At 67.9% G+C, this 19,798-nt stretch carries 18 protein-coding genes and 1 tRNA gene; 10 read left to right on the forward strand and 9 right to left on the reverse strand.

Features of this window, described 5'->3' with window-relative positions:
* Positions 1 to 377 precede the first annotated feature (377 nt).
* On the forward strand, positions 378 to 965 hold the full coding sequence (locus AB0I67_RS42650; RefSeq protein WP_357936624.1) for an Imm21 family immunity protein: 588 nt from the start codon (positions 378 to 380) through the stop codon (positions 963 to 965).
* Between the two features lie 56 nt (positions 966 to 1,021).
* Complete coding sequence (locus AB0I67_RS42655; RefSeq protein ID WP_357936626.1) at positions 1,022 to 1,444, forward strand: carboxymuconolactone decarboxylase family protein; 423 nt, start codon at positions 1,022 to 1,024, stop codon at positions 1,442 to 1,444.
* A gap of 113 nt (positions 1,445 to 1,557) precedes the next feature.
* On the opposite strand, the gene AB0I67_RS42660 is transcribed toward AB0I67_RS42655, so the two are convergent.
* Positions 1,558 to 1,971 carry a VOC family protein gene (locus AB0I67_RS42660; protein ID WP_357936628.1) on the reverse strand — a complete coding sequence of 138 codons (414 nt, stop codon included), beginning with the start codon at positions 1,969 to 1,971 and terminating at the stop codon, positions 1,558 to 1,560.
* A gap of 438 nt (positions 1,972 to 2,409) precedes the next feature.
* On the opposite strand from AB0I67_RS42660, the gene AB0I67_RS42665 reads away from it, so the two are divergent.
* The 3 genes from AB0I67_RS42665 to AB0I67_RS42675 all read left to right on the forward strand — a co-directional run bounded on the left by AB0I67_RS42665 (position 2,410) and on the right by AB0I67_RS42675 (position 3,381).
* The gene (locus AB0I67_RS42665) at positions 2,410 to 2,676 is read left to right on the forward strand and encodes a hypothetical protein (protein WP_357936185.1); all 267 of its coding nucleotides are present in this window, start codon (positions 2,410 to 2,412) and stop codon (positions 2,674 to 2,676) included.
* The gene (locus tag AB0I67_RS42670; RefSeq protein ID WP_357936630.1) at positions 2,673 to 3,095 is read left to right on the forward strand and encodes a hypothetical protein; all 423 of its coding nucleotides are present in this window, start codon (positions 2,673 to 2,675) and stop codon (positions 3,093 to 3,095) included. The genes AB0I67_RS42665 and AB0I67_RS42670 overlap by 4 nt, the downstream gene beginning before the upstream one ends.
* 220 nt (positions 3,096 to 3,315) lie before the next feature.
* Positions 3,316 to 3,381 (forward strand) — tRNA-OTHER (locus AB0I67_RS42675).
* 543 nt (positions 3,382 to 3,924) lie between these two features.
* Here the strand turns inward: AB0I67_RS42675 and AB0I67_RS42680 are convergent.
* Both AB0I67_RS42680 and AB0I67_RS42685 read right to left on the reverse strand, forming a co-directional pair.
* Positions 3,925 to 4,197, reverse strand: coding sequence for a hypothetical protein (locus AB0I67_RS42680; RefSeq protein WP_357936656.1), 273 nt, complete (start codon positions 4,195 to 4,197; stop codon positions 3,925 to 3,927).
* A gap of 60 nt (positions 4,198 to 4,257) precedes the next feature.
* Positions 4,258 to 4,761, reverse strand: coding sequence for a hypothetical protein (locus AB0I67_RS42685; RefSeq protein ID WP_357936632.1), 504 nt, complete (start codon positions 4,759 to 4,761; stop codon positions 4,258 to 4,260).
* Between the two features lie 61 nt (positions 4,762 to 4,822).
* Between AB0I67_RS42685 and AB0I67_RS42690 the strand changes: the two genes are divergently transcribed.
* Entirely contained in the window at positions 4,823 to 4,945 is a 123-nt protein-coding gene (locus AB0I67_RS42690; protein WP_357936634.1) for a hypothetical protein, read from the forward strand.
* Between the two features lie 318 nt (positions 4,946 to 5,263).
* Complete coding sequence (locus tag AB0I67_RS42695) at positions 5,264 to 5,650, forward strand: hypothetical protein (RefSeq protein WP_357936636.1); 387 nt, start codon at positions 5,264 to 5,266, stop codon at positions 5,648 to 5,650.
* On the opposite strand, the gene AB0I67_RS42700 is transcribed toward AB0I67_RS42695, so the two are convergent.
* The 5 genes from AB0I67_RS42700 to AB0I67_RS42720 all read right to left on the reverse strand — a co-directional run bounded on the left by AB0I67_RS42700 (position 5,647) and on the right by AB0I67_RS42720 (position 15,686).
* Positions 5,647 to 6,270: a DUF6461 domain-containing protein gene (locus AB0I67_RS42700; RefSeq protein WP_357936638.1), complete on the reverse strand. Its 624-nt coding sequence runs from the start codon at positions 6,268 to 6,270 to the stop codon at positions 5,647 to 5,649. The two genes, AB0I67_RS42695 and AB0I67_RS42700, sit on opposite strands and share 4 nt — an antisense overlap.
* 69 nt (positions 6,271 to 6,339) lie before the next feature.
* Positions 6,340 to 13,092 carry a DNRLRE domain-containing protein gene (locus AB0I67_RS42705; protein ID WP_357936640.1) on the reverse strand — a complete coding sequence of 2,251 codons (6,753 nt, stop codon included), beginning with the start codon at positions 13,090 to 13,092 and terminating at the stop codon, positions 6,340 to 6,342.
* Between the two features lie 315 nt (positions 13,093 to 13,407).
* Positions 13,408 to 14,679, reverse strand: coding sequence for a tyrosine-type recombinase/integrase (locus AB0I67_RS42710; RefSeq protein WP_357936642.1), 1,272 nt, complete (start codon positions 14,677 to 14,679; stop codon positions 13,408 to 13,410).
* Positions 14,676 to 15,155, reverse strand: coding sequence for a DUF6283 family protein (locus AB0I67_RS42715; protein ID WP_357936644.1), 480 nt, complete (start codon positions 15,153 to 15,155; stop codon positions 14,676 to 14,678). Before AB0I67_RS42715 ends, AB0I67_RS42710 begins: the two co-directional genes overlap by 4 nt.
* 276 nt (positions 15,156 to 15,431) lie before the next feature.
* The gene (locus tag AB0I67_RS42720; protein WP_357936646.1) at positions 15,432 to 15,686 is read right to left on the reverse strand and encodes a hypothetical protein; all 255 of its coding nucleotides are present in this window, start codon (positions 15,684 to 15,686) and stop codon (positions 15,432 to 15,434) included.
* Between AB0I67_RS42720 and AB0I67_RS42725 the strand changes: the two genes are divergently transcribed.
* On the forward strand, positions 15,655 to 16,263 hold the full coding sequence (locus AB0I67_RS42725; RefSeq protein ID WP_357936648.1) for a hypothetical protein: 609 nt from the start codon (positions 15,655 to 15,657) through the stop codon (positions 16,261 to 16,263). The genes AB0I67_RS42720 and AB0I67_RS42725 overlap by 32 nt on opposite strands.
* Positions 16,264 to 16,752: 489 nt before the next feature.
* On the opposite strand, the gene AB0I67_RS42730 is transcribed toward AB0I67_RS42725, so the two are convergent.
* Positions 16,753 to 17,121 carry a hypothetical protein gene (locus tag AB0I67_RS42730; RefSeq protein ID WP_357936650.1) on the reverse strand — a complete coding sequence of 123 codons (369 nt, stop codon included), beginning with the start codon at positions 17,119 to 17,121 and terminating at the stop codon, positions 16,753 to 16,755.
* A gap of 641 nt (positions 17,122 to 17,762) precedes the next feature.
* On the opposite strand from AB0I67_RS42730, the gene AB0I67_RS42735 reads away from it, so the two are divergent.
* On the forward strand, positions 17,763 to 18,734 hold the full coding sequence (locus tag AB0I67_RS42735) for a hypothetical protein (protein WP_357936652.1): 972 nt from the start codon (positions 17,763 to 17,765) through the stop codon (positions 18,732 to 18,734).
* Between the two features lie 332 nt (positions 18,735 to 19,066).
* Positions 19,067 to 19,228, forward strand: coding sequence for a hypothetical protein (locus AB0I67_RS42740; RefSeq protein ID WP_357936654.1), 162 nt, complete (start codon positions 19,067 to 19,069; stop codon positions 19,226 to 19,228).
* Positions 19,229 to 19,798 lie beyond the last annotated feature (570 nt).

Below are 19,798 nucleotides of genomic sequence, written 5' to 3' on the forward strand. Positions count from 1 at the left end.
ACGGCAGGCTCGTCGACTCCTGCGCCTACAACTCCAGCCGCTACGACTACAAGAACTGCCAGTGACCGACTCCTCCAGCGGGCCGGCTGGAGGCGCTCGGCGCTTCGAGCAGATCCGCACCCGCATGTCCGGCCCCCGACGAGGGGCAGCTCCTGGAGACCAGCGAAGACCAGAGCGTCGGCGAGAGCCTGCACCGCGGCGTCACCGCGCGGGGCCAGGTGGTGAAAGTCAGTCAGTTCGTCATCCCGGCCCGCCAGGTGATCCACGAGATCAAGTAGCGTCGAAGGCCCTCACAGGGGGGCTCTGAACCCCCATAACGGTCTCCGATCGGCCGAGGGCCCGGGTGCTCCCTCAGCGGTCGGGAGGACACTGGTGTTGTGAAAACGTTCTCCCCCACCAGCTCGCGCGAGCCCGCCCTTGTCTGGGTCGAATCGATGGGCGGCCCGTTGATAGCCGTGCCCGTTTCTGCGCTGACCCAGTGGCATGGGTGCACAACATCGGGGATGGTCATCGGCAGCGGCCAGGTTCTGGACGACTACGATCGCGCCGGTGAGGTGGAAGGGCTGGCGGGAGTGATCGCTGTCGGCGAGGACCGGGCTCGCGGGCTGGTCCTGGGGGACGAGCCCGCCAGCAGTTGCTACATGGCCGAACACCGAGCGTTCGTACGCTGGCTCGGCGCCGACTCTGAGGCCGATCTGGTTGCTGCGGCTCACGCGGTGCTTGCCGACCCTGCCACCGCATGGGAGGACTGCGGCGTCTGGGAGACGGACGGGCCGGCGGTGCTCATGGACTCTGTGACAGCCGGAGCTGAACTGGGCCGCGAGTTTCCGAACGGGGGAGGACTGCCGGAGCAGGCCCCTGTCCCGATCGGACCCGGCAGGTGGACGGTCCGCGCCGTCCACGCCTCATCGATCGAGGGCACTTCGGTGGGCGTGATCCAACTTCTGCCCCGGCCATCGAACTGACCCAGGGTGCACGATGGCGGTCATGCGCGCCCGGCTGGAGCGCGGCAAACGCCCCCATGATCGACGTCGACACCAGCGTGCACGCCTCCAGGGTCACACCGCGCGCCAACCTGCGCGAGATCGCCTCCTGGCGCTCCCCGGGCGGCGGCGTGACCGGCCGGTACGAACGCGGTCTCGCCCGCCAGGCCGAGCTCGGCGGCCCCGGCCCGGTCCGCACCGCCGCCTGCGACGCGCTCGCTGACATCGCGCCGGACCTGTCGCGCCTGGCCGTGGAGTTCGCCCACGGGGACATCCATGCCCGTCCCGGACTCGACGCCGCCCGGCGGGAGCTGGTCGTCCTCGGCGTGCTGATCGCGCCCGGCGGGCAGGAGGCCCAGCTCGAAGCCCACCTCGGCGCGGCGCTCAACGCGGGACTACGCCCCGCCGAGCTGGTGGAGGCGATCATGCAGGTCCTGCCGTACGCGGGGTTCCCCGGATGATCGCCGCCATGCCGGTGGCCCGGTGGGTCCTGGACGCCCGCGGCCTGCTCCCGGTCACCCCGGTGGGCTGATCCGGCGACCGTCCCCGCTTCGGGGCAGGGTGGTCACCGTGGTCAGCCCTTCCGGCCCGCCAGGACGTCCATGTAGTGGTGGTTGATCATGATGCCGAGGATGTTGCCGAACGGGTCGTGCACCGAGGCGGTGACGAACCCCGGGCCGCGCTCGGTCGGCTTGTCGAACGGGGTGGCGCCCATCTCCAGCAGCCGCTCCCAGGTCGCCTCAAGGTCGTCGACAGCCCAGTAGGCGATCGCTCCGCCGTCCTCGGCGCTCCAGCCGTCGGGGGCGTAGTGGGCGTCGATGATGCCGAGCTCGTGCTGGTAGTCGCCGACGCGGAACTCCGCGTAGACCGGGTCGCCCTGCTCGGGGCGCTGGAAGTAGGCCTTCAGGCCGAGGAATTCGGCGTACCAGTCGCGGGCGGCGGCGACGTCGTGGGCGTAGAAGCTGATGGTGGTGAGTCCGCGGAGCATGTTCTGCTGCCTTTCGAGATCGATGTGTTCAGGCATGGCGCTCATCGAGACAGACCCGGGACGCTGCCGGCGCGGCTCAGCGCCGTTCCGGCCGAGGGTGCCGAAGAGCTTTCCGGCTTCGACCGGGGCGTTCCCGCGCCGCTTCGCCGGGTCTGCGGCTTCGATGACTGCCATGGCACAAGCCTCGCCGCACGGCCCCGGCCGGCGGATCGTCCCGGCAGCTACCGTTGACCGTGGATGTGGCTGATCGCCTGATCCACCGAACGGTGGATGGCGCGGTCCAACAGAGACGCGAGGAAATGCTGGCGCCCTGAGCAAAGGGCTCCCGCCCGGCCATATGAGGCCTCCGAGCTACCGGCGCCTAGCGGGGCAAATGATCACGCTCCGGTTCGTGCATACCACGGTTCTACCAAGTAGAATTCTGGTATGTCTGAACCTATGACGAGCATCAAGGTTCCCGAGCGCGTCCGTGAGCTCATCCATGAGGTGGCCGCCCAACTTAGCAAGGAATCCGGGCGCTCAGTCCCGATGGCCGAGGCCATCGTTCGCATGCACGGCAGCTTCGCCACCGAGCGGCACCGTAACCGGCTCGCCTGGGAAGAGGCCGCTCAAGAGGTGAAGGACGACACTGACGCGATGGCCCGCGCGCAGGTGACCGCTGACCGGCTGAACGCCCTCCTTCAGGCGCGGCAGGCGGGACGGTGACCGTCCTCGGATACGTCCTGGACGACACCGTCCTGGTCGAGGTTGGCCGCGGCGATTTCGACGTTCGCGCGCTCATGGTCATCTTCAACCAGTCCGACACCCGCACCAGCGTCCCCGCGATCACGCTGGCCGTGGCGGAGGCCTCGCTCTCGCCCGACCAGCGGCGTGTCGTGCGAGGCATGATCGACGCGCTCGACAACGTCGAGTTGGCACTCGTGTCCACCCAGGACGAAGCGGCCCGCCTGTCGGAGGTCGTCGCCCGCATGACCCCGCCGGCCGACATGGCCGCAGCCCACGCCATCGCCGTCTCCCAATATCTGGACTGGCCCATCCTCACCATGAGCCGCAAACGGTGGGCTCCCGTGGTCGCCGAACTGCCATGGCGCATCGAACTGGTGGAGATCCGCGACCCCGAGTGACCCCAGGCCCCCTGGTCATAATGTGGTCGCGAAACGGGCAAACGGCCCGATACCGTGGATCGTGATCAACCCCTCCGCGGGCCTTGAGCGCGAGGCTCGGTGTGGGCACGGGTCGAACGGCGTCGGTTACCTCTTTCTGCAAAAAGATCAAGTCCGGCGCCATCGTCACATCCGCGCCTGCTCCCGGCCTCGCGCCCCCGGTGCGGTGCGGAGTGGGCGCGGGTCGAAGTTCGTCGGTTATCCACTGTTAATGGGGTGTGCGCAGGTTCGAGTCCTGCTCGGCCTTCGGGCCGGCGGCTCAGTTGGCTACGCCACCGCTCGTGGAGAGGCCTTCGGCCCGACGGAGGAGTGGCGGATACCGTCCCCTGCGACGACGGTGATGACTGCGATATCACAGGCTCCGGACACCTCGATACCGGGGCCGGCCCAGCGCCCGGAACGGAACACGGGAGACGCTGGGCCGGGGTGATACTCCCGCAGGGTGCGACCTCCCCCCGAAGGATCGCTGCCCCGCATTCCTCATCGTAGGTGGCCCGCGGGGGCGGCAGCGGTAAGCCACGCCGTGGCCACCTATATCCAACTGCAGCCCGCGAGCATGACCGCCCCTGCCACGGTCACTGCTGCCGCGAACACAGCCGCTCCGGTACGGCGGCAGCCGGCCGGCCTATGGGCGTGCGGGATGTTTGTCGAAAGGCTCGTCGAGTGCATGACCATCAGGCAATCAGGCAAATCCGAAGGTCACCGGCGTGGTCATCCTTTCATCACACAATGAGGGACGTGCCGTCCTAGAGGCAGACCAGCAGTTGCTCGCGGTCCACAGCGTGCTAGGTCAGTGGGCGTGGGCGACGAGGCCGGCGAGGAGCACCTGCAGGGCATTGCGGCGGCGCTTCGTCGGGGCGGTGCCGTCTGCCATGCGCATTAACGCCGCCACGTCTTCTACGCTCACGTCCCCCCGCAGTTTCCCCGCGGCCTGAGCCCGCTCCACCAGCGGGCCGATCACCTCTGCCGTCACCGCGCGGCCTTTGTCGGCGCTCGGGGCGCTGGCCCTGGCCAGCAGGTCGAACAGCGCGAGGTCGTGCTCGCTCAGTACGCACGCCTCCATGAACACCAGCTCGAAGGACCGCCAGGGATCCGGCTCGGCGGCCGCCTGCGATGAGGGAGGTCATCTGTGCACTCTGAAGTCACGGAATTCGGCGAGGACATCGAACCCGGCCAGACCGACCCGGCCCACGCCTTCTGGGTCGACTCCGGGCACCTCCCGCCGGGACACCTGCCGGCCGTCCAGATAGAAGGTGTAGGTCGAGCCCTTTCTGGTCACCTTGAGCGTGTGGAAGTCGTCGGGGTCGAAGCCGAACGGCCAGGAGATGCGCTCCCAGCTGAACGCGCCCTTCTCCATCACCAGGACGGTGAGCTTGCCGTCTGCGGTGAGCGGTTCGACGTAGTAGCCGATGTCGTTGCCGGGCTCGGTGTTGGAGAACAGCAAGCCGTACTTCGGGGTCTTGTCCCGGCGGCCGTATTCGAGCAGGCGGGTGCGGACCGAGAGCGTGAAGCTGGTGCTCATCGGCCGCTTCGTCCACATCAGGAACCCCCAGCCGGGGCCGGTGGGTTCTTGGGGGTATCCGGTCAGCTTGGCGCTGCGTGGGCCGGTGATGTCCCACTCCGACACGTCACCCCTTGTATCCCAGCGTCCAGACGCTGCAGGGCGTCGGACGGGGGTGCCCGTCGGGGTGGGCGTGGGAGTGGCGGCCGGCGAGGGGGTCGGGCTTGTGCTCGGGGTGGCCTTCCGGGCGGAAGCCGGCGGGGTCGTGCAGGCCATCCTCGTCCTTCAGGCCGCCGAAGACGGCCGCTGATCAAGATGGAAAGGGCTCAATGCTGACGGAGATCCGCAAGCTGAACGCGATCCGGGCCATTGAACTGCCGGCCGGGTTGTTCGCCGATGTGGCGCCGAAGGTGCTGAGCGGGTGGCGCTTCCGCGCCGCCGTGGAGGCGCCCTTGCATCTGCGCCGACGGGCCCGCAACGCGCCGGAGGCGACGATCACCCTGCTGGCCGCGCTGCTGGTGGAGCGGGAGCGGGAGGTCACCGATGCCCTGGTCGACCTGCTAATCGCCACGGTGCACCGGCGCTCGCGCCGAGCGCAAGGTCACCGAGGGAGCTCATCAATGCCTTCATGCGGGTCTCAGGCAAGGAAAATCTCCTGTTCACCATCGCCGACGCGTCGCTGGCCACGCCGGACGGCACGGTACGCGAGGTGGTCTTCCCCGCGGTGCGAGGTGTCGAGCTGACGCTGCGGGAACTGGTGCACGAGTTCAAGATCAAGGGCCCGGTCTACCGGCGCACCGTGCAGACCACGCTGAATGCCTCCTACACCAACCACTACCGGCAGGGGCCTGATCGAATTACTGGAGGTGATGGAGTTCCGCTCCAACAGCACCGCTCACCAGCCCGTCATCGACACGCTCAAGCTGGTCCAGCGCTACGCCAAGGCCGGCAAACCACCTACCATCTGACCGGCGAGGCCATGCCGGAGCGCCAGGGCACCGCAAGGCCAGATTAGAAGTCGGACGAATCCTCATGGGAGAAAACGAAGCGTTCATGATGCAGCTGGAGCCAGCTTTCGGTCACCTCTTCGCCTGTCAGTCTCGCGGCCATGATGAATCCTGCAGAAACCATTTCTGGCGTTTCGTCGAATACACCCCAATCCTCGTCTCGAGGATGAGGCAATGCCAGGTCTCCAGCCAGTCTTGGAAGGCGCGCGGGCGCCTCGTAGACTGACGCCCTAATGCTCACTGCACCGTTTTCGGCGAGGGAGAAAACTGGTAGATCAACGGAATTCAGTTTCAGCAGAAAGGCTGTCCCCTGATTGTTGGATAGAGCCTGGAGGGTTTCCGGGAGCGCAAGATAGAATCCTTGAACCTGCATGCAGATCGTCCAGTCGCCTTCCTCTGGCTCGCCTATGAGGACGACGTTCGAAGTTTCCCTCCAGCTCGGATCCTGCTCCACGTCCTCGTAAGGGTTTGCGAGTGTCACCGTCGCCGAGCTGCCCGGATCGGCTCCGAGTGCGCCCGCGACCTCCTCGATATCGCGGCCCTTTACCCAGACCACGTTGAGATGGTCGGTGAGAGAAGGGTTTATTCCTTCGAGCATCTCGTAGAAGTGTGTCGGAGGTTTCATCATGGCAAACGCATCCTTTACGACATGGGATGTGTGTGCCCGTCAGCATATCGCTGACGGGCACACACGCGGCTACTTAACGCTTACCCAAAACGGGTCATCATGCAGAACTCGCCATCGCGCATAGAAGAGCGCCAGGTTATTTCCTGCTGATACATTTTCGCTGATGGGGACGGGTCTGATAGAGAAGTTGTAGGTCTTGGTCGTCTGTCCGTCGAGACTACCCAGCATGGCTTGAGCTGCACCCTCTCGGGTGCTGCCGAAGGGAAACTCGTCGCAGTGGTCGCCGCTGGCGTTGAACTCATTCGCGCAGACCCTGTCCTTCACGTGCGCGTTGCGGCGGCGCAGGTCTGATTTACCGTCATCGGTGCGAGTGCCCTTGCGGATGTAGTGCAAGGCAGCGCCAGGGCCGCCGTTCGGGGTCCGCCAGAAACCCGGGATCGCCTTGGACGTGACGGGAACCGATGGGCGATCGAGCGTCTGTTGAGGATGCATCGCGTTCGGCGTCTGCCAGGCGTCATACAAATGGTCGGCCACCCCCTGGGAAGCGAGTACACCTCTGTCCATTCGATAGATCCGACTGATAGGGCCGAAGTAACATCCGCCATAGTAGCTCTCGTTATACGGCGAAATGTCACAGCGCAACCAAGGGGCGTTGTCGGAAAGGTTGCCCGTCGGGGAGCGCCTGTGCCAGAGCGGGAGCGCGTAGTCCTTTAGCGGAGCAATGACGCTGTTCACGTGCAGTTCCGCCCACGGACGCAACGTGCAGGTGCTCTTCTTGTCGAGGTTGCCCGCCCGGTCGTCGGGAATCGAGCGGAATACATAATGCTCAGTCTTCCCCGCAGTCCCAGCATCCCGGACTTCCCCGGTGTAATAAGCGGCTCGGGCGATGGGTTCTCCGTGCTGGTCTTGTCGATCGGTGGTGGCGTAGATGAGTGAGCAGTCCCCGCCCACGTACGTTGGAGTGTGGCGCGCTTCGATGGTGAGAAGTTCGTCGCACCCGTTCTCGGTGCCTCCTAGTACGGGTTCGGAGCAGGTCAGGTCGCTGATGTTGGTCCATACGGCGACGTCGTTGGCCCGACGGGAGGAACTGCCGGGCACGCCGTCGGGCATGATGCGTTCCGGTTCTGTTGAACCGGCCAGTTTCTTGCTGCCAAGGTAGGAGTGCATCACGATCGTAGAGGTGAAGAAGACAAGCCCTTCCAGAACTGTGTCGGAGTCGCCGCCTCCCCTCCTCTTGGTAAACCATTGGATGAAGTGGTTGCGGCTGGCGCAGAAAGTGTAGGGCCGGTAGTAGACCTCGAGTCCTTGTTCGTTGGCGAAACGCTCTTCTCTCAGCTTCTGGCATTCGGCTACGGTGACGCGTTCATAGTCGAAGGAATCAGGTTCGGAGGCTGTTTCCGCGTGCGGCGGCGCCTGCTGCGTTGTGGTGGCAGTTGCTGGTCCTGTCCGCGGCGATACCTCGATCGGTGGCTGTGAGGCGGCGATCACCTGGACCATATCGGGTGTTAGTGCCCGCTGATGGACTTGGACCTCGTCGAGAGCGCCAACGAGGTGGGAGCCCAGCGTCATAGCGGTTGGGGCGTCCCATGCCGCGAAGGTGAGGGTTTCGTTCTTGATCGGGTAGCCGTTGAGGTACAGGGTGGCGGTCTTGGCGTCTGCGTTGTAGACGCCGGCCAAGTGGAACCATTCCCCGGTCGGGGCTTCCACCCCGGAGCGGGCGCCGGCGCTGGTGGCTTGGGCTTGGTCGCCGTCGGTGAAGGTGAAGACCAGGCCGTCGGCGGCGGTGTTGCCCAGGTGGAAGGGCGCCTGGTGGGTGCCCTTCTGCTCGATGACCGAGTAGGCGCCGTCCTTGTCGCTCCACTTCAGCCAGGCGGCGAGGGTGAAGCTCTGGTCGGTGCGGATGACGGGGCCGCTGGTGCTTGCGAGGGGTTCGGTGCCGGGCTGCGGCAGGGTGATGGTGGCCTGCTGCCAGTCCGTCCACGCCGAGGCGGTCGCCGCTCCGGTGTTGACGGCGCGGGCACGCCAGCGGATCTTCCAGCCGTCGGTGAGCTTCCCGGCTGGGACAGCCACAGTGGCCTGGCTGCCGGACGCGACGTTGTCGACGCCACCGGCCCAGATCGCGCCGGTGCCCTGGCCGGAGGCGGCCGGGTCGTGCTCGATCTCGACCTCGGCCCGCAACGGCTGGGCTTGGGGGTCGGTGACGGTGGCGGTGATGGCCGGGGTGAGGCTGGTCACCACGTTGACGCCGTCGATGACGGCTGACGGCGTGATGGCCGGGGCGGTCAGAGCCGGCTTGGGCACCGTGACGGTGAGCTGCTGCCAGGCCGTCCAAGCCGAGGCGGCGGTGGCCGAGACGGCGCGGGCGCGCCACTGGACCTTCCACCCGTCGGTGAGCTTGCCTGCCGGCACGGCCACGGTGGCCTGGGTGCCGGAGGCGACACCGTCGAGGCCTCCGGCCCAGATCTGGCCGGTGCCCTGGCCGGAGGCGGCCGGGTCGTGCTCGATCTCGACCTCGGCGCGCAGGGTGCCGCCGATGGGGTCGCTGACCTGCGCGAGCAGGCCGGGGGTGAGGCTGCTGGTGACGGTGACGCCGTCGACCTGCTGCGACGGAGTGACCTGCAGAGCGGTCACGGCCGGCTCGGAGACCGGGTCGGGGATGTCGACGGTGAGGTTCTGCCAGGCCGTCCACGCCGAGGCGGTCGCCGCTCCGGTGTTGACGGCGCGGGCACGCCACTGAACCTTCCAGCCGTCGGTGAGCTTCCCGGCCGGGACAGCCACGGTGGCCTGAGTCCCGGACGCGACACCGTCGAGGCCGCCGGCCCAGATCGCACCGGTGCCCTGGCCGGTGGCGGCCGGGTCGTGCTGAACCTCGACCTCGCCGCGCAGGGCCTGGCCTTGCGGGTCGGTGAGGGTCAGCAGCAGGTTCGGGGTCAGGCTGGTGGTGACTGTGACGCCGTTCACCGGGGTGGACGGCGTGACCTGCAGGCCGCTGACGGCCGGCTTCGGGGTGTCGACCGTTGCGTTCTGCCAGGCCGTCCATGCCGACGCGGTGGCCGCTCCGGTGTTGACGGCGCGGGCGCGCCAGCGGATCTTCCAGCCGTCGGTGAGCTTGCCTGCCGGGACGGCCACGGTGGCCTGGCTGCCGGAGGCGACGGCGGAGGAGGAGCCGGCCCAGATCGCTCCGGTGCCCTGGCCGGTGGCGGCCGGGTCGTGCTCGATCTCGAACTCGGCCGAGAGGGTGCCGCCGATGGTGTCGGCGACGGTGGCGGCCAGCTGCGGCGTCAGCGAGCTGGTCGTCGTTGTTCCGCCGGCGGTCTGGGCTGGGCTGATCGCGGGCGCGCTCACGCTCGGGGTCGAGACCGGAGCGTTGGTGGTGATGGTCAGCTTCGGCTCACTGCCGGCGCTGCCCGGGATATTCGGGTTGGTGGCACCCTCCGTGGAGAAGAACCAGCGCCAGTTGACCGTCCTGGTTTCGGTCGGGGACTGCAGGACTAGGCCCTGATTGGCTTGGCCGGCGGCCCAGTCTTGGACGATGCCGGTCACGGGCCATTCGAGGCGGGCTGCCCCTCCTGCGCAGTCCTCGCCGTAGGCGGCCTTGACGATCTGAGCGTCTTCGGTCGTCGAGGCGGGAGCGTTTGCCCAATACAGATTCTCGGCATCCCAGGTGCCGGTGACCCGGCGGACTTGGATGCCGTCCGACACTGCGGCGCCGCAGGCGGAGGACTCCTTGTTCATGAGCGACAGCTTGGCGTCGGTGACCGTCTGGCCGGCCAAGCCGGTGGTGTCGAACCGCAGGTAGGTTCGGGCCTTCTGGCTGCCAGCCATCACGCCGGCCTGAAGGTTGTCGCTGTCAGAGCTGGTCGGAAAGTCCTCTGTGTCGAAGGAGGTGACAGAGACATCGGTACTGGCGTTGGAGGTGGCAGCCGCGGTCAGCCGTACCGGGAAGGTGGTGTCCGGGGCGGCCAGGAACGCCGGATCCGGGACGAGCAGCAATTCGGTGGCGCCGTTCTCGGCGGTGCGCACCATGGTGGTCACGGTGGCGCGCTTGCCCGGGCCGCGCCGGTCGCCGTTGTCGGCCAGGGACGGCTGAGCGGTGAACAGGTGCGCCTTGCGCCCCTTGCTGCTCGCCTTGAGCGTGAGGTCGCCTTCCTTGGTGGCGCCCAGGTTCAGCCCGGCAGTCTGCACACCGAGACGGATCTTAAGCGGCTTGGCGGGCCGCTCGCGGAGCACGATCTCGTGCCGGAAGCCGGTGGGCAGGACGGTGACGACGAGGTCGGCTCCCTTGCCCGCGGCGTCGGTGTAGGTGGCGGTGGCACCCTTCACAACCGGTTTGGGCAGCGCGGTGGGCCAGGTCAAGCTGTAGGACTGACCGTCGCCGGTCAGCCGCGCGAACGGCAGGCTACCGCCGCCAGACACTTCCACCTGGAGGTTGTCGGCCAGGGCCTTGGGACGCAGCACATCGCTCTGCCCGGCGAGAGTGGTGTCGATCGGCACCCACGCACCGTCACGGAAGGTGCGGACCGGGCCGCTGGTGATGTCGGTCTTGAGGCCGCCGTCAGGCATCGCGTAGGTGATGCTGGTAGCGGTCGTGCGCTCGGTGACCTCGATCGGAGTCCCGCTCCGGCGGGCCTCGGTCAGCGCCGAGTTCAGGAGTTGACTGTCGGGCACGTTGGACAGTGCCTGCCCGGACTTGCCGTTCACCCAGCGGGTCGTGGAGCCGAGGGTGGCGTCGTGGTCGTTGCCAGAGGAGTCGGTGGCGGTCTGTCCGCTTCCTTCATCGAGCTTCCAATGGCCGGCCATTGGCGTCTCGGTGGTAAATGACCACGAGTGCGTGGCGAGAGTGTTACCACCGCCGTCGTAGGCGCCGCTCAGAGTAGCAGTGTAAGTGGTGCTTTGTGCCAAGGGAGCGTTCGGTGTGAAGGTCAGCGTGACGCCGTCGGCATCGGTGATTATCACTCCTGGCACATGGGTGCCGGTAGCGTCTTGCACCGTAAGGGAAGGCTCCCACACCGGTTCACTGACCGTGACCGTCACCGCGGTCGACGGCGCGACGCCAGCCGCGCCGTTCACTGGACTGGTAGAGGTTACAGTGGGCACCGTGTGATCACGGTCTTCAGCGTTCTCTTGCTCCAGCCACGCAGCGTCGTCGGCCGTCGGTGCAAGCTTCTCGCTGCCGACCTCGTAGCGGGTAGGCTGCGCGCGCTCCATGAGAGCGGCCGCGTCCGTGTCAGTGAGCAGCGGCGTCATAGGAATTGTGCCCTCGGGCAATCCTTCGTCCAGCGCGAGCGCCTCCTGATACGTGGGAGGGGTGCTTCGCCGCGGACCGACTTCGGAGAAATACGTCATGATGGTGACGGGCATTTCAAAGTCGACGCCGAGCACTGGGTCATGCGCCGGGGCTGGAGCTGTGTGCTCCTTGGAACGGAACCAGCGCCAGTTGGTGTTGTCCGACTCATTCCCCGCGGCAATTTGGAAGCCGTAGTTCGGCGCGCCGTCGACCCAGGACTGCACGATCTCTTCGACGGTGAACCATAGGTCACCTTCGCGGGCCATGGACGGTGTCGAAGTGCAGTCGGGGCTGTAGGCGCCATACTCGGTGTACTGTCCGGCCGTGGTGACCGACGGCTGGGTGCTCCATGTCATCGTCGCCTCCTCCCATGGGGAGGTGACCTTACGCACCGTCATGCCGGAGCCGACCGATCCGCCGCAGGTGTTCGATTTGTAGTTCGACAAGCGGAGATCGGCATTTTCGATCTTCGCACCCCACCAGGGCGAGCCAGGATCCAAGTTCGCGAACCGCAGGTAGCTGCGCCACCGCACCGAGCCGTTGTTAGATTTACCAGCCAGCATGCGGTCCAGGTGGAAGCCATTCCAACTGTCGTACCACTGGTCGGGGTCGCTGTAGTTGTCGTTGATGAAGGTGTCCTGAGCGACCTGCGGTTCCCACCAGTCCGGAGAAGCTGTCTCCAGCGCAACGGGATAGTTCACCGTGGTGTCGGCGAGGAAGGCAGCATCAGGCGTGTAGACGAGCGTATCGCCGCCCTCGAGGCCGACGGCTGCGGCACCGACGCGCGCCTGTTCGATGTCGCCATTGGGGTTGGCGGCCACAGCGTCGAACAGCGGGGCGCGACTGATGTCACGCACCTGCTTGCCATCCTTGCCGTTGATGACCAGCTTGCCATCGGTGGCCCGGCCGAAGGTGATGCCTTCGGGCAGATCAACAGGGATGCGGAAGGTGAGCGGCCCGGCTGGACGCTCTCGCAGAATCAGCCGTTGCTTGAAGCCCGTTGGTGTGGCTGTCACCACCAGGTCAATCCCCTTGCCGTACGCGTTGGGGTAGGTAGCGGTGCTGCCCTCCAGAACGGGTGCGGGCAACACCGCGGAGCTGGCGACCTCCGCCGCGCCGGCCACGCCCTTGCTTTCCAGCAAGGTCTTGTCCCGGCCGCGGGACAGCCTCAGCTCACCCTTGATCGCCTTTGGCTGAATCACTCCACCCCGGTCGACCAGGGTGGTGTCGATGGGGACGAACCCCTTGCCGTCGGCCCTCTTCACGCGAACAGGCCGCTGGGAGAACTCCACCCGAAGCGTCCGGCCGTCCGGATTGGCGTAGAGAGTCGACGTCTCGGTATGGCGGTCGGGGATCTCCACCCGTTTGCCGCTCTTAGCAGCTTGCTTCTTGGCGATCTCAATCACCTCGTCCACGACCGGGGTTCCGCCCGAGGTGGCGCGGTCGGCCTGCGCGGCTGCGACTGCTGAGTGAGAGTCCGGCTCCTCAGCCCACGACGGGCCGACGCCCAAACCTGCAGTCAAGGTGGTGGTCACGGCCACCGCAAGGATGCGCCTAAGGCGATCGCGGCGGCGTGAAGAGGGGGGCGCGGCCATGCCATGCCCCACAACGTGCGTCACGCGTGCTCCTTACATGCAGACAGCCCGCAACCATCAGGCTTACGGGCTGTCTGAATCTGACGTTTCGGAGCGACAATATAGGCGTAAAAGGGAGATAAAGAAAGATCTACCTACAGACGGCCACCATGATCGCATGGGCTCCACTGCTCACTTTGATCATGTAGGCGCCACACCACCTGTACAGCCCCGAACGATCACTGTGGCGCCGACCATCATGCACACCTGCCGAAGTCATGAGTGACGATCTGCGCTGGGACCGTCTTGCAGGTTGATATTGGCGCGAGCGGCGTCCATGCGCCGGTCAGCGTGCCGCGCCGGATCGCGGTGCAGGCCGTCGTCGTGGGTGTAGCGCTGGGTGGTGCGCGGGTCGGCGTGCCCCAGACGCCGCTGCACGACCTCCAGCGGCAGGTGCCCGGCCAGATCGGCTGCGACGCTGTGCCGGATCGAGTGCAGCCCGAGCGTCTGCGGCTCTTCGATGCCGGCCGCGCCGGCCAGCCGCTGCACCAGCTCCAGCACGTACGAGCGGCGCAGCGGCAGGCCGGTACGGGAGATGAAGAGCGGCCCCTGGCCGGCGCCGCGCTCTTGCACATAGGTGTCCAGCAGGTCGGCGGTGCGCCGGCCGATCACGACCTGGTGGACCCGGTCGCCCTTGGCCCGCAGGTTCAGCACCCGCTCGCCGGCGTTGTAGCCGAAGTCGGCGACGGTGAGGGTGAGCAGTTCGCTGATGCGGCAGCCGGTGTCGAGCAGCGTCGCGATGATCGCCTGCGTGCGCACGCTTTCGAACGCCAGCGCGTGGCTGAGCATTGCCTGCAGCTGGCCGCCGGTCAGATGCCGGGTGACCTTCGAGCGCACCTTGGGCAGCTCCATCCCGTCGAACGGGTTGCGCTGCGCGGCCTCGGCTCGCATCAGGTAGCCGTACCAGCTGCGCACCGCCGACAACCGGCGCGCCCGGGTGGCGCTGGCCCAGTCGGCGTGCCGCATAGCCGCGGCGTACAAGTCGGTCTCCAGGAAGTCGACATCGGCGATGATCAGGCCGCGGGCCTGCACCCACCACAGCCACCAGGACACGTCCTGGATGTAGGCCTGCTGCGTGGCCGGCGAGGCGCGCCGCTCCGACATCAGCCAGCCGCCCGTCGCCTGCAGCAGCCGCTCGCCCGCGCCGGCGGTGCGCAGCAGCGCGGCGAGCTCGGTGGCGGTGCGCGCCGGGGGAGAGGTGCCCTTGGGCGGCAGCTCGACGGGGAGGGCGCCGAGCGGGATGAGCTCGCCCCACGCCGCCGCCTCACCGTCGCCGGCCTCGTCGTCGGTCTTGTCGTCGGCCGTGGGGGCGCCGCGCCTCGGCGGGCTCGAGACGACGACGGCGCCGCCGGTCAGCGCGGTCAGATCCACCACCGCGGCCGGGGAGGCGGGCGTGGCGGCGGGTTCGGCGGCGGCGGACGGGTCCAGCGGCGGCGCCTCGGCACCGTCGAGCGGGTCCTGGGGAGATGAGCCGGCCGGGGTGCTCATCCCGCACGCCCTTCCCGGGCGGCGACCTCGTCGTCCTCGTCGGCCCCGTCGAGTTCGGCGAGCTGGGCCTCGCGGCGCTGCAGGAGCTCCTCCAGGTCGTCGACCAGGTCGGGCCAGGCGCTGGTGTCGGGGTAGAGGGCCTCGGGCGGCAACTGCCCGCACAGCATGCTCATCCGGGCGCGGGCGTGGTGCGGGCCGACCACCGCCAGCCAGCCCGCGCACAGCCGCATCGCGTGCGCCGTGCCGGGCTGATCCAGATGGCAGGCCATGCGGCGGCCGTCGAACATCCGCTCGGCGACCTCGAAGGAGAACGCGCCGCCGCGGGTGTCGCCCTCGCTGGCCGCGATCAGGCGGCGCATGTCCTCGTCGGAGAAGGCCGTCAGGTCCGCATCCCGCCGCCAGGGGCACACCCGGCCCGCGCCCGCGCACGGCCGGCTCCGGAACTCCAGCCGGCCCGTTCCCTCAGCACCATCCATGCCCCGACCCTACACCCTCGACATGGCGATAATCGTCATTATCGCTACGTCAACTAGAGCTTTCTTCTAGTCATAAGCCCCAAGGATTAAACATTTCTTCTCATCCTGGGAGGTGAAGAAATGTCGCCATGGAGCAGACGCCGGGCACCGGCCTTCGTGAGCAGCACGACGCCCCAGCACCGCCCTTGAGTCCGCGGCTGTCCCCGGCCCGGACGACGGCAGCGCGGAGCGGCGGCTGCCGCGTCCAGGCGGGCTCGCCGGGATCAGAGCGGTCGCCTACGGCGGGCCCGGCCACAGCCGGGACTGCCCCGACATCCCGGCCGCCGACCCCCAGCGACGCTGCGAGCGTCCCGAGTGCGGGCGGGCCAAGCCGCACCGCGAACCCGGCAGCCGCGGCGCCCCGCCGAAGTACTGCTGCAAGGCCTGCGCCAACCGGGCCTCGGCCGAACGCAGCGCCGCGCCCGCCGCGTTGGCCACCACCCAGGAGGCCGCCGCCGCGGTGACCGAGCTCGTCGCGGTTCTGGACCCCATCGCCGGCCCGCTGGCCGACGTCACCGCCCGGCTGGGCCAGACCGAGCACTCCATCGAGGAGCAGCTGCACCAGGCCGAGCAGCTGCGCCAGGCCGCCGTCCGCGCGCAGCAACAGGCGCTCACCGCTCAGCGCGAGGCCGAGACCAGGCGGGAGAAGACCGAGCAGGACTGGCGCAAGGACTTGCGCGAGCACGGCGAGAAGCTGGGCAAGCTGACGACCGAACTGGAGGCCCTGGAGAAGAAGGCCGACGGCCTGGCCGAGCAGGTGCGGACGCTACGCGGCGAGGTGAGCGAGCGCGACGAGCGGCTCCAGGGCGCCGCGACCGAGCTGGCCGACTTCTGGACGCGGCTGGTCGCCCGCGAGGCCGAGCTGGTGGCCGAACGGGCCAACGGCCGCCGGCTCAGCGACCAGGCTGAGACAGCCGACGCCCGGCTGAACGAGGCCACCGGCCAGCTCGCCGACATGCAGGCCGACCTGCGCGGAGCCCGAGCCGAGCTCCAGGCCCTGCGCACCCGGCTGAAGGAGCAAGCGCACGACCACCGCGCCGAACTCGACCGCGCGAGCGTCAGGAGCTGACGGCCGCACGCACCGGCCAGAGCGTCGCCGAGGCCGTCGCCCAACACCTGCGTGAGCAGGTGGCCGACCTGCAGGCCCGCCTCAGCGCCGCCACGGCCGCGCCCGAAGATCGGCAAACTGGATCGTGACGTGCTGAAGGTGGCGGCCGGCGGCGGTGGTGGTGTGGAGCTGCGCGAAGCTCAGTGCCTGTGTTGCAGCAGTGCTCTAGCGCAGCCGCAATCAAGCCCGCCTTCGATCGCAACATTAGGTGAACACCTGGTCGATGGCGGGCCCTAGCACCCACGCCGCCCGGGAGCTACATGCCTGTCGTTTGGGCCAATACGTCTGACAAGCCCTTAATTCTGGTCAGGCATGTTCCGGGACCCCCGCTTGATGACCAGCGCGAACATCATTCTGTGATCAGCTAGACAAGCGGGCCCGTCAAGTGCGGGCCTTCGCCATATCTGAGTAACGCAGGGGCGCAAAGTCCGGATGGTTCCCAGCTGCGGCCTAGCTGTTGCTAATGCGTCCCCAGCCGGACTGGAGTGGGTGAAGGTGGGTGATCTTGAGCTGGTAGCGGTTCGTCAAACCGCGGATGACGGCGCCACAGTTCGTTCCGCCGCACGTGTACGACGGGCCGACCTTGACGTTGAGGACAACGTCCCACAGCTGGCCTGTCATGTGAGGCGACGCCTCCCAACTGATCCAGCCGTTCGTCGCTGCCAGGATGCCGGTGGAGCACGGGCCGTACGTGTTGTCTGCCCTCTTCGGCGTCGAACAGGTACTGCTGGCCGCGTAGACAGGCGAGGAAACCCCCGCGGACAAGGCGGCGGCGATCGCCACAGCGGTCAGTCCCCAGCTAATTCGTCTGAACTTCATGAACAAACCTCCCATCCCAGAAGCGGCTGAACGCCGCTTCAGTCTCGTTGTCACGTCGACCGTAGAGAGCCGCTGTTGGGTTTCCGTTGGGTTCTCGTTGGGGCCAGACAGTGATGGCATGAGGACTTGGGACCCCTCGACCGCTGGCGGGCCACAAATCCGCCCATGATCACCGGTGTCCGTCGTCCCCGGATGAACACCGGGCAAGCCCTCGCGTCGGGACGCGAGCGGCCGGGAGGCGTTGCGCGGCGCCTTCCGGCCCGACGGCCGGAGGTGAGCACGATGCCAGCGCGGGCGCCGGGTGCGTCATCGGGGGCCGGGATCTCGCCGCCTCCCTCATCGGCTGGCCGCTGTGTGGGAGACATCCGGCCCTCAGATGTCAGCCTGGGCCGTGAACGCCTCGCGGAAAATTCACAACGCCGTCGCGGATCCATCTCCCTGCCCCGACCAGCCGAGCGAGACTATTGATCGGGGACGGCGAAAAGGGTCCTGGGGCCAGCGTGTCGTTCACATCTTGCGGATAAGGTTAATCGCCAGCGTGGGCGTGCAGGCGGGTCAACGCCTGGGCGGGGCCTCGATGAACAACCTGGCCGTCGACTACCGGCCGGCCGCCGACCCCGACGACGCTGCGAGCGCGGCGAGTGCGGGCGGGCCAAGTCGTACCGCGAACCCGGCAGCCGCGGCGCCCCGCGAAGTACTGCTGCAAGGCCTGCGGCAACAAGGCCTCGGCCGAGCGCACCGCCGCGCCCGCCGTCCTGGCCACCATCCAGGACAGTGCCGCCGCACTTGGTGCCGCGGTGAACGAGCTGGCCGCGGTGCTCGCACCTGTCGCCGCGCCGCTCGCCGACGTCACCGACAAGCTGCGCCAGACCGAGCACGCGATCGAGGAGCACCTGCACGAAGCCGAGCAGCAGCGCCAGGCAGCGCTGGCCGAAGCCGAGCACGCCCGCCAGGAGCGGCTGCTCGCGCTGGCCGAGCGCGACCAGGCCGTGCAAGAGCGCGATGCCGCCGTCCGCACGCAGACGAAGGCCATGGCCGCCCAGCGCGAGGCCGAGACCAAGCGGGACTCGACCGAGAAGGCGTGGCGAGACAACCGGCGCGAGCGCGGCGAAGAGCTGGGCACGCTGAAGGCAGCACTGGACGCCCAGACGAAGAAGGTCGACGACCAGGCCGAACTGCTGACGCTGCGCGCCGAGGCCGGCGAGCGGGAAAAGCGGCTGCGGACCGCCTCGATCGAACTGGGCGACCTGCAGGCGCGGCTACGCGCCACCGAGGCCGAGCTGGCCGCCGAACGGAGCGCCGACCGCCTGCTCAGCGACAAGGCCGAAACCGCCACCGCCCGGCTGAACGACGCCACCAGCCAGATCGCCGATCTGCAGACGGACCTGGGCGGAGCCCGAGCCGAACTGCAGTCCCTACGCCAGCGGCTGGAGATTCAGGCCCGCGACCACCGCGCCGACCTCGACCGGCGCCAGGAAGAGCTGACGAGCGCACGCACCGGCCAGAGCGTCGCCGAGGCCGGCACCGAGCACCTGCGTGCGCAGGTCGCCGACTTACAGACCCGGCTCGCCTCAGCCACCACCGCGCGAGCAGATCACCGAAACGAGTCATGACCTGCCCGGCACCGCGCTGCCCCACGGGGGCGGGGTGATGCTGCGCGACGCCGGACCACCCCGGCCCTCGTAGGGCAGCGCGACTTCACAAATGGTGCCATGGCCAAGCACGGCACTCCTGGCCTGCACGGCCCCCAGGCACCGTCGGGTCAAAGTGCCGTACGGTCGGAGCAAGATCCCACCGAGGAACCACCCGCCAGTGCTCCGGCCAGTTGGTCGGCCGCTGGCGGACGTCGTCTTCTCCGCCGACTGCACGAGCGAGTTGCGCCACCAATCGGCCGCTTCACGGCGAGGAGACGCTGGCCTTCCGCTGGCGGTTGGATGGCGAGACTGTGCTGCAGCTCCGCCTGATCGACGACGAGGGGACGAGCGATTCGGTGGCGGTGGAGTTTCGAGTGAACGACTCCGACGGCGGCCGTCACCTGGTGCTGGCTGAGGTGAGCATGGACGGCTTCTGGCTCTGCCTGGACTTGCTGGAACAGGTGGGGAGCTGATGGGCGCTTCGGGCTACTATTCGACGACTGATCCTCCAGATCTATCAAAAAACCTGACCAGGCAGGCACTAAGCTGCCGAAATGATTTAGTCGGACGTCCAAGGACGGCCTCCGCCAGCGCGGGGCCGAGGCGGATCGAGGCCGGGCGTGCGGCGGTGACCAGGTGCCCTGCCGCCATGGAGGCTGATGCCTTCCCAGCCGGGAGTTTCAGCTGCGCTGCTCCATTGCGCCGCGGTCTCACACTCATCCGGAGAGTCTCCGTCGCCTTCCCCTCTAGATCTGCGCCGATGGCTCACTCGCGGACCAGGAATACCAGGCCGTAGTCAGCGTGGAGTCGAGTCTCGGGAGTGATCGCCATGAGTGTGGTCACTACCCCGCCCAGCAAATCTGCCAGAGGCTTGGGCAGCGGCTCGTGCGTGCGTCCGTCACTGGGCAAGACAGCCAGTAGGGAGCGACAGCCGGTACGGCGTCGCGTTGCTAAGACCGTGTCCTATGTGGTGAGTGGGACGTTGGTGAGGCGTGGGAAGGAGTGAATGGGGGTGGATCGTGCCGGAGGGATTGTGGGAGTTG

Source organism: Nonomuraea sp. NPDC050310 (assembly GCF_040655795.1).
GTDB lineage: Bacteria > Actinomycetota > Actinomycetes > Streptosporangiales > Streptosporangiaceae > Nonomuraea.

Coding starts and splice junctions, on each gene's coding strand:
- AB0I67_RS42655 (WP_357936626.1), top strand. CDS start 1,022: ATGATCGACGTCGACACCAGCGTGCACGCCTCCAGGGTCACACCGCGC.
- AB0I67_RS42660 (WP_357936628.1), bottom strand. CDS start 1,971: ATGCTCCGCGGACTCACCACCATCAGCTTCTACGCCCACGACGTCGCC.
- AB0I67_RS42665 (WP_357936185.1), top strand. CDS start 2,410: ATGACGAGCATCAAGGTTCCCGAGCGCGTCCGTGAGCTCATCCATGAG.
- AB0I67_RS42680 (WP_357936656.1), bottom strand. CDS start 4,197: ATGGAGGCGTGCGTACTGAGCGAGCACGACCTCGCGCTGTTCGACCTG.
- AB0I67_RS42695 (WP_357936636.1), top strand. CDS start 5,264: ATGCGGGTCTCAGGCAAGGAAAATCTCCTGTTCACCATCGCCGACGCG.
- AB0I67_RS42700 (WP_357936638.1), bottom strand. CDS start 6,270: ATGATGAAACCTCCGACACACTTCTACGAGATGCTCGAAGGAATAAAC.
- AB0I67_RS42710 (WP_357936642.1), bottom strand. CDS start 14,679: ATGAGCACCCCGGCCGGCTCATCTCCCCAGGACCCGCTCGACGGTGCC.
- AB0I67_RS42715 (WP_357936644.1), bottom strand. CDS start 15,155: ATGGATGGTGCTGAGGGAACGGGCCGGCTGGAGTTCCGGAGCCGGCCG.
- AB0I67_RS42720 (WP_357936646.1), bottom strand. CDS start 15,686: ATGGGGTCCAGAACCGCGACGAGCTCGGTCACCGCGGCGGCGGCCTCC.
- AB0I67_RS42730 (WP_357936650.1), bottom strand. CDS start 17,121: ATGAAGTTCAGACGAATTAGCTGGGGACTGACCGCTGTGGCGATCGCC.